This window comes from Sporolituus thermophilus DSM 23256, from assembly GCF_900102435.1.
GTDB lineage: Bacteria > Bacillota > Negativicutes > Sporomusales > Thermosinaceae > Thermosinus > Thermosinus thermophilus.
Map to the genome: position 1 here is coordinate 50,592 of NZ_FNBU01000018.1, position 8,789 is coordinate 59,380.

The 8,789-nt window shown below is 61.4% G+C and carries 8 protein-coding genes and 1 pseudogene; 8 read left to right on the forward strand and 1 reads right to left on the reverse strand.

The features are described from left to right. Nucleotides 1–94: 94 nt before the first annotated feature. On the reverse strand, nt 95–1,270 hold the full coding sequence (locus BLQ99_RS10840) for a M20 metallopeptidase family protein (protein WP_093690889.1): 1,176 nt from the start codon (nt 1,268–1,270) through the stop codon (nt 95–97). Between the two features lie 231 nt (nt 1,271–1,501). Between BLQ99_RS10840 and BLQ99_RS10845 the strand changes: the two genes are divergently transcribed. The 8 genes and pseudogenes from BLQ99_RS10845 to BLQ99_RS10880 form a co-directional block, all read left to right on the forward strand. Further along, nucleotides 1,502–2,650 (forward strand): glycerate kinase, encoded by a 1,149-nt coding sequence (locus BLQ99_RS10845; protein WP_093690891.1) that lies wholly within the window; start codon nt 1,502–1,504, stop codon nt 2,648–2,650. Between the two features lie 169 nt (nt 2,651–2,819). Further along, the gene (gene bioB, locus BLQ99_RS10850) at nt 2,820–3,809 is read left to right on the forward strand and encodes a biotin synthase BioB (protein WP_093690893.1); all 990 of its coding nucleotides are present in this window, start codon (nt 2,820–2,822) and stop codon (nt 3,807–3,809) included. Nucleotides 3,810–3,811: 2 nt separating this feature from the next. Further along, nucleotides 3,812–4,306, forward strand: a complete 495-nt coding sequence (locus tag BLQ99_RS10855) for a hypothetical protein (protein WP_093690895.1) — start codon at nt 3,812–3,814, stop codon at nt 4,304–4,306. Beyond that, nucleotides 4,290–5,066, forward strand: coding sequence for a 6-carboxyhexanoate--CoA ligase (locus BLQ99_RS10860; RefSeq protein WP_093690897.1), 777 nt, complete (start codon nt 4,290–4,292; stop codon nt 5,064–5,066). Before BLQ99_RS10855 ends, BLQ99_RS10860 begins: the two co-directional genes overlap by 17 nt. Next, nucleotides 5,054–6,226 carry an 8-amino-7-oxononanoate synthase gene (gene bioF / locus BLQ99_RS10865; protein WP_093690899.1) on the forward strand — a complete coding sequence of 391 codons (1,173 nt, stop codon included), beginning with the start codon at nt 5,054–5,056 and terminating at the stop codon, nt 6,224–6,226. The genes BLQ99_RS10860 and bioF overlap by 13 nt, the downstream gene beginning before the upstream one ends. Before the next feature lie 6 nt (nt 6,227–6,232). Continuing rightward, nucleotides 6,233–6,979 (forward strand): dethiobiotin synthase, encoded by a 747-nt coding sequence (gene bioD, locus BLQ99_RS10870; protein ID WP_093690901.1) that lies wholly within the window; start codon nt 6,233–6,235, stop codon nt 6,977–6,979. Continuing rightward, on the forward strand, nt 6,966–8,306 hold the full coding sequence (gene bioA, locus BLQ99_RS10875; RefSeq protein WP_093690903.1) for an adenosylmethionine--8-amino-7-oxononanoate transaminase: 1,341 nt from the start codon (nt 6,966–6,968) through the stop codon (nt 8,304–8,306). The genes bioD and bioA overlap by 14 nt, the downstream gene beginning before the upstream one ends. Before the next feature lie 284 nt (nt 8,307–8,590). Beyond that, nucleotides 8,591–8,789: pseudogene (locus BLQ99_RS10880) on the forward strand (ISLre2 family transposase); the annotation flags it as partial.

Here is an 8,789-nt window from a genome sequence, read left to right on the forward strand (position 1 = left end):
AAACCATTTATTTATTTTCATTATTTGTGGTGCCAATTTATTGGCGTAAATATCTTTACGGCTTGATTAAAAAGGCTGTTCTTGTACGCCAATGCTAGCTAGCGGCGGTTGACTGGAAATAATCCAGCACAGTCTGGACCAGCACTCGCACACCGATGCCGATGGCGGTTTCGTCAAAATCGAAGCGGGGATGGTGGCCGGGATAGGGAAAGGCTTCGCCGCCGGAGCCGATGCGGAAAAAGGCGGCCGGCGCCGCCTGGGCGAAGTAGGCGAAGTCTTCGCCGCCCATGCTGGGGCCAAGGCGGACGACATTGCCGGGACCGACAACGCGGGCCGCGCTTGCTTCGATTAGGGCGGTCAGGGCGTGATCGGTGATAAGGGGCGGGTAGCCCGGATTGCAAACGAACTCGTAAGCGGCGCCGTGCGCCGCGGTAACGCCGCTGACAATCTGTTCAATTTTGGTCGGCAGCACCGCCCGTAGCTGTTCAGACAGCGTCCTGACCGTACCCCAGAGTTCGACCCGGTCGGCGATGACATTATTGGCGTAACCGCCGCGGATGCTGCCGATGGTGACCACGGCGGCGTCCAGGGGGCTGATTTGCCGGCTGACAACGGTCTGGAGGGCGGTAACGACCTGCGCGGCAACGACAACGGCATCAACCGTCTGGTGGGGGTGAGCGCCATGGCCGCCTTGGCCGACAATGGTGATTTTAATTTCATCGGTAGCGGCGCACGTCTGGCCGTAACTCAGGCCAATTTGTCCGGCGGGCAGGGAGTTATACAGATGAAAGCCGAAGACGGCTTCCACTTCCGGCGCGGTCAGTACGCCCGCGGCAATCATGGGTTGGGCGCCGCCAGGGCCTTCTTCGGCCGGCTGGAAAATAAACTTTACCGAGCCGGGCAGGTGGTGGCGCAGGCGCTGCAGCACCAAGGCCGCACCCAGCGCGATGGCCATATGGCCGTCATGGCCGCAGGCATGCATGACATTAGGTACCGTCGAGGCATAGGGGGCTTGGCTCTGCTCCTGGATGGGCAGAGCGTCCATATCGGCTCGCACGGCTACCGTCCGCGGGCCGACGCCGCGGATCAGGCCGGTGACGCCGGTCAGGGCAACGCCGGTTTTGACTTCCAGGCCGGCCGAGACCAGGGTGGAAGCAATTACCTCGGCCGTGCGAACTTCCTGAAAAGCCAGCTCCGGGTAGCGGTGGAGCTGGCGCCTGATGGCAATCAGCGTGGGCAGATATTCGTCGACAAGATAATGCCAGTTCATAGCCTGACCTCCTGCGTATGATATGGGTAATTTATATGCAGCGGTTGCCGGCTTAAATACCGGTGTTGCCATGGAAATAGAAATTGGTATGAGGTATGAGGTATGAGGTATGAGGTATGAGGTATGAGGTATGAGGGGCATAGCTCTTGCGGTTTTATACAGTTTTGCAGGAATATTCTGGAGGACGGCCAATATTCATAATCCAGGATATTTTGCGAAAGGTGTGAATTTATGCGTGTAGTGATTGCTCCCGATTCGTTTAAAGGCAGCGTGTCGGCGCTGGGCGTGGCCAACGCCGTGGCGAACGGGGTGCGGGCCGTTTTTCCCGATGCCGAAATCATCAAGGTACCAATTGCCGACGGTGGCGAAGGTACGGTAGAAGCACTGGTGACGGCGACCGGCGGGCAAATCGTGACCCGCGAAGTCGTTGGGCCGCTCGGCGAGCCGGTGATGGCCCATTGGGGCGTTTTGGGCGATGGCGATACGGCGGTTATTGAAATGGCGGCGGCGTCCGGCCTGACCCTGGTGCCGAAAGAAAAGCGCGATCCCCGCATTGCTACCACCTATGGCACCGGCCAGCTTATTAAGACCGTTCTCGACCGGGGCATCCGCAAAATTATTATCGGCATCGGCGGCAGCGCCACCAATGACGGCGGAACGGGTATGGCCAAAGCCCTGGGGGCACGGTTTTTGGACGCGAGTGGCCAGGAACTGCCGCCCGGTGGGGCCGCCCTGGCCAAATTGGCCAAAATCGACCTGAGCGGCCTGGACGAACGGCTGCGCACCACGACCATCCTCGTGGCCTGCGATGTCGACAACCCGCTGTGCGGACCGCGCGGCGCCTCGGCCGTCTACGGGCCGCAAAAAGGTGCCACACCCGAAATGATTCAAGAGCTGGACGCGGCGCTAAAAAATTTTGCCGCCGTGGCTACTGCCGCGACCGGTAAAGATGTGGCCGACTATCCGGGGGCGGGGGCGGCCGGCGGCCTGGGGGCCGGGTTGCTCTTCTTCACCAACGCCCAGCTGCGCCCCGGGGTGGAGATTGTTCTGGAGACGACCGGCTTTGCTTCCCTTGTTGCCACCGCCGACCTGGTGATCACCGGAGAAGGGCGCACCGATTTCCAGACCGCTTACGGCAAGGCGCCGGTCGGTGTGGCCAAAGTGGCGAAGCAGTACGGCGTGCCGGTTGTCTGTCTGTCCGGCGGCCTGGGTGACGGCGCCGAGGATGTCCTGGCCCAGGGTGTGGACGCGCTGATGAGCGTGGTGCCGCAGCCGATGGCGCTGGACGAATGCATGGCCCATGGCGCGGAGCTTATCGAGCAGGCGGCCGCCCGCCTGTGTCGACTGGTAAAAGTAGGCCTGACGTTGAGCGCAAGATAATGGTAAAAGAGGGTAAACGCCCTCTTTTTTTCTTTACAAACTCTCCCAGGCGGTGTATAGTAATATTGTTAACGCTTGTATGGTTTTAGCGTTAACAAATATTTTGACTAGATGGTTAACTGGTTAATTTAAAACAGTTAACATTAAGCGTCTGTGAGGAGGCATGACCATGGACTTGATTTTGGACTTAGCCCACAAGGTACTAGACGGCGGCCAGCTTACCATGGCGGAGGCGCTGGCGCTGGCGCGGACGCCGGACAGCGACCTGCCGGTGCTGCTGGCGATGGCCGATAAAATCCGCCAGCATTATGTGGGCGACGGCGTGGACCTGTGCGCCATTGTTAACGGCCGCTCCGGCATGTGTCCCGAAAACTGTGCTTTCTGCGCCCAATCGGCCCATCACCGGGCGCAGGTGCAAGTATACTCCCTACTGCCCGAGGACGAACTGGTGGCCGCGGCCAAACAGGCCGAGGCGAATGGCGCGCTGCGGTTCGCCATCGTAACCAGCGGGCGGGGGATGGAGGATGACGACGAATTTCCGAAAATTGTCCGCGCTCTGGCCCGCATCAAACGGGAAACACGGCTGAAGGTGTGTTGTTCGCTGGGCACGCTGTCGCGGGAAAACGCTGAGGCTTTGGCAGCGGCCGGCGTTAGCCGCTACCATCATAATGTCGAGACCAGCCGGAGTTTTTACCCGCAGATCTGCAGCACCCACAGCTATGACGACCGGGTGGCTACCATTGCCGTCGCCAAGGCAGCGGGGATGGAGGTGTGCTCCGGCGGTATCATTGGTCTAGGCGAAACGATGGAGCAGCGGCTGGAGATGGCCTTTGAACTGCGCGGCTACGGCGTTGACGCCGTCCCCATCAACATCCTCAATCCCATTCCGGGCACCGCCCTGGCGCACCAGCCGCCCCTGCCGCCGCGGGAAATCCTCAAAACTTTTGCCCTGTTCCGCTTTATTTTGCCCACATGCGGCATCCGCACGGCCGGCGGCCGCGAGGTAAACCTGCGCGATTTGCAGTCCCTTGGTTTAATGAGCGGCATTAGCGGCATGCTGATCGGCGGTTATCTTACCACCGGCGGGCGGGCCTCAGCCGACGACCTGCAGATGATCCGCGACCTCGGCCGGCAGCCGCTGTCGGCGCGGGAGGTCTAACCATGGGCGGCGCGCGGACGCTTGCCCAAACCGGCCTCTTGGCGGCGTTCATCGCCGTCACCGGCGCGATCAAGCTTCCCGGCCTGGTTCCCGGCACCGAGTTTCAGCTGTCGGCGCCGCTAGCCGTGGCCATCTGCAGTGTTTTCGGCTTTAAACGCTACATAATAGCCGGGATTCTGGCCAGTGCCGCCGGTTTGGTCCTTGGCACGCAGACGCTGCTTAATGTCTTTATCGCCATGGTCTTCCGCCTGACGGTTGGGCTAATGCTGACGACCTTCGGCACTGCCTGGCCGGTGGTCACGTTGGCCGGGCCGGTCGGCTCGGCGGTAGCCCGGCTGGCACTTGGCATTTTCTTGGGCAAGGCGGTTATCCCGATACTGGCGGCGGCAGTGCCAGGTATGATTTATACGGCCGTGACGGCCTGGCCGCTGACCATGCTGTTAAAACGGGCAAAAAACCAAACCGAAAGGATGCTGGCCCATGCTGTACAGCGTTAGGATGCGCGCCGCCCAGGGCGGCGCCCATGAGGCGGGCGGACGCCATATTTCCGGGGCCGAACGGATAGCCGGCGCCGGCGACCTGGCCGCCCTGGCAGCGGCGATGGTGACGCGGGCGCTGTCGCACAGCCGGGGACGGGCCGACTTTATTAATATTACCGTCGAAGCAATAAATGAAGAAAATGTCTGCCGCGTGCCGCTGCTGCCGGTCACGACGGTAGCCGTTCCCGACGTTCATGCCGGGCGTGAGGCGGCGGTTGCTCAGCTGATCAAAGCCGGTGTTGCTCCCGCGGCGGCCCGGCAGGGCCTGGCGGCCCTGCTGGGCCTGGCCGACAGTATGCGTGGCGCCATGCTGGTTTGCGCGGAGTCTGGCCGCCGACTGGACAATACGGCGATGCGCGGTGTCCGCGTGTCGCGCATGGATGCCGTCGACCCGGCCGGACTGACGGCTGTTCTTAGCCGCCGGGGGCTGGACAACGCCCATGTGCGGGAAGCGCTGGTGCTGGCGGCCAAGGTGGCTGCCGCTCCCGGCGTGGTCGCCGAACTGTGCTGGTCCGACGACCCGGAGTACACGGCCGGCTATGTGGCGAGCAAAGACGGCTACTATCGTTTTCCCTACTTGAAACCGTATGGGTCGCCGGTGGGCGGGCGGGTCTTTTTTGTCACGCCCGGCAGTGATCTGACGGCGCTGATTGAATATTTGGAGCGTCAGCCCGTGTTGGTGACGGTGCCGGAGGAGGCGAGCGAATGCAGTTTCTGACCGAGGCGCTGGCCGCAATAAAACGGCATGGCTTGTACCGGCAGATTCCTGATTACGACCCGGTCGATGCCACCCATGTGATGGAAGGCGGCCGGCGGTATTTAATGCTGGCGTCCAATAATTACCTGGGACTGACCCATGACCCTGCTGTCCGCGAGGCGGCGGCCGCGGCCGCCTTGCGGTATGGCGCCGGTTCCGGCGGCGCCCGGCTGACGACCGGCAGCCACCCCCTGTTTGCCGAACTGGAGCGGGAGTTGGCGGCGTTCAAAGGGACGGAGGCGGCGCTGGTGTTCAATACCGGCTATATGGCCAATGTGGGCGTCATCAGCGCTTTGGCCGGGCCGGGCGACGTTATTTTCAGCGATGAGCTCAATCACGCCAGCATCATCGACGGCTGCCGGCTGGCCCGGGCCAAGGTGGTGATTTACCGCCACGCCGATGCCGGCCACCTGGCCGAATGCCTGGCGACAACGCCGTGCACCGGCCGTCGCCTGATTGTTACCGACGGCGTGTTCAGTATGGACGGCGATATTGCGCCCCTGGACCAAATCGTGCCACTGGCCGAGCGATATGACGCCCTCGTCATGGTGGACGATGCCCATGCCACCGGTGTCATCGGCCCGGGCGGCCGCGGGACGGCCGCCCACTTCGGGCTCAAGGGGCGGGTGCATATTGAAATGGGCACGCTGAGCAAGGCGCTGGCGGCCGAAGGCGGCTATGTGGCCGGCCGGCGCGAGCTAATTGATTATCTGGTTAATAAAGCGCGCAGTTTTATATTTTCCACCGCCCTCGCCCCGGCGACGGTGGCGGCGGCCACGGCGGCGCTCAGGCAGCTGGCCGTCCGGTCCGACCTGGTGGAACGGCTCCTGGCTAACGCCCGGTTTCTGCGCGACCGCTTAAACGAAGCGGGCATTGACGTTGCGGCGAGTCCTACCGCCATCATTCCCATTATCGTCGGCGAGGCAGACGCGGCGGTGACTATGGCCCGCAGCCTCAAACAAGCCGGCCTGATTGTTTCCGCCATCCGGCCGCCGACCGTCCCGCCCGGCGCCAGCCGGCTTCGCCTGACGGTATCGGCGGCGCATTCCAGGGAAGAACTGGCGGCGGCCGCCGCGCACATTATTGCCGCCGGACGGCGACTGGGAATTGTGAAGGAGTGAAAATTTATGGCCGGACTGTTTATTACCGCGACCGACACCGAAGTAGGCAAAACGGTGATTACCGGCGCACTGGCGGCGGCGCTCAGGCAGCGCGGTCTGGCGGTGGGCGTGATGAAGCCGGTGGCTTCCGGCGGCGTCATTAGCCAGGACGGTAAGCTCTTAGCCGAGGACGCGACTTTCCTCATGCGGGCCGCCGGCTTGGCGGAAAGCGAGCGGCCTTCCGTCAACCCCGTCTGTTTGGCGCCGGCCCTCACCCCGGCGGTCGCCGCGGTCGCAAGCGGTGTAACGCTAAACATACCTGACCTGGTTACCGCCTGTCGCTGTCTGCTAAACCGCTACCCACTGGCGCTGATCGAGGGCGTGGGCGGCATTACCGCCCCTATTTGGGAGGAGTACCTGGTAGCCGACCTGATGGCCGAGCTGGCGCTGCCCGCCCTGGTGGTGGCCCGCCCCAACCTGGGCACTATCAACCATACGGTGCTGACGGTTGACTATGCCCGACGCCGCGGCATCAAGGTGGCCGGGATCATCATCAACGGCTGGGACGAGGCGAAAGCCGGCGTCCTCGAGCGGAGCAACGTGGCGTACATCGAGCGGCTGACCGGCGTGCCGGTGCTGGGCAAGTTTCCCTACAGCCCAGGCATTAGCGTGCCGGAAGCCAAGGTAACGGGACTGGCCGCCCTGGCCGAACGGCATTTGGCCATTGACCGGATTATCGATCTGTTGGGAGGCACCGACCATGCAGGATATTGAACGGAAAGACAAGACCTATGTCTGGCACCCTTTCACCCAGATGCAGGATTGGGTGGCGAACAAGCAGCTGGTTATCGCCGCCGGCGAGGGGATTAAACTGATTGATACCGATGGCAAGGCTTATTATGACGGTGTTTCGTCCCTGTGGCTCAACGTCCACGGCCATCGCAAGGCCGCCATCGACCAGGCCATTATCGACCAGTTGGGCAAAATTGCCCACACCACCATGCTGGGCCTGGCCAATATTCCGGCCGCCGAACTGGCGGAGCAGCTTGTCGGGATCGCCCCGCCCGGCCTGACGCGGGTCTTTTATTCGGACAGCGGTTCGACGGCGGTGGAGATCGCCGTAAAGATGGCGTACCAATACTGGCAGCTCAAAGGCCAAACGCAGAAAAAGAAGTTTATCACCCTGACCAACGCCTACCATGGCGACACGGTCGGCTCGGTCAGTGTCGGCGGCATCGACCTCTTTCATCGCATTTTCGCGCCCCTCTTGTTCGAGACCGTCCATGCCCCGTCGCCGTCCTGTTTTCACTGTACGCTGGGCGCTTCGCCCGCTGATTGCGGCTTTGCCTGCGTGGCCGCCGTGGAAAAACTGCTCGCCGACCGGCATGGCGAAATCGCGGCCATGGTGGTCGAACCCCTGGTGCAGGGCGCGGCCGGCATGCTGGTGCAGCCGCCCGGGTATCTGCGGCGCGTCCGGGAGCTTACCCGGAGGTACGGCGTCCTCCTGATCGTGGACGAAGTGGCCACCGGCTTTGGCCGTACGGGGCGCATGTTTGCCTGTGAGCACGAAGGCGTCAGTCCCGACCTCATGACCATGGCCAAAGGCATTACCGGCGGCTATCTGCCGCTCGCCGCCACCTTGACGACGGACGAGATCTATAACGCCTTCCTCGGCCCGGTGGAAGCGCAAAAAACCTTTTTCCACGGCCATTCCTACACCGGCAACCCGCTGGCCTGCGCCGCCGCGCTGGCCAACTTGCGCATCTTCCGCGACGAGCAAGTGATTGAAAACCTCGGGCCCAAAATTGAAGCCGCCCGCCGCAAGCTGGCAGCATTTTGGCAGTTGGCGGCCGTCGCCGATATTCGCCAGTGCGGCCTCATGATCGGCATCGAGCTCATGCAGGACAAGGCGGCGAAACAGCCGTACCCGCCGGCTTGGCGGATGGGCCACCGCGTGTGTATGAGAACGCGCGAGTACGGGCTCATCATCCGTCCGCTTGGCGACGTCGTGGTGTTTATGCCGCCGCTGGCCAGCACGGTGGAGGAGATCGAGGAAATGCTGGACATTATTTATCGGGCCATCGCCGAAGTGACGGGCTGATGGGAAAATGGAGAATGGAAAGTGGAAAGTAATAAGTGGAAAGGGTAAATAGTAAAAAACCGCAGGGGACGCTGCTCCGTGTCCTCGGCGGTTTTATTTTTGTGACTTTTTACGCCCTTGCGTTCCGCGGTTGAATAGACGGCCTTATTCTTCGGGAAGCCGGCTTAGCCGAGGACGTTAGTGTAAAATTACTGTAGGATTTTTGAGGAAGAAAAAAGAAGAAGACATCACCATCCTTCGACGGGATGAGTAATCCAAAAAGATTACCCAGGGGTGATGTCTTCATGACAGTATTTATTCGATATATCAAAGAGGTTATCCTTTCGAAGTTGGAAGAAGACGAGAAAGAATTTGAGCGTTTATTGTATGAGATGGATTTTCAGAAATTTGAGCGGCTGTTACAAAATAAACTACATGACGTAGGGCGCACGATCGTCAAGGCGGTTTTAGAAAAAATGGACCAGCTGATCAAACAAGATAAGA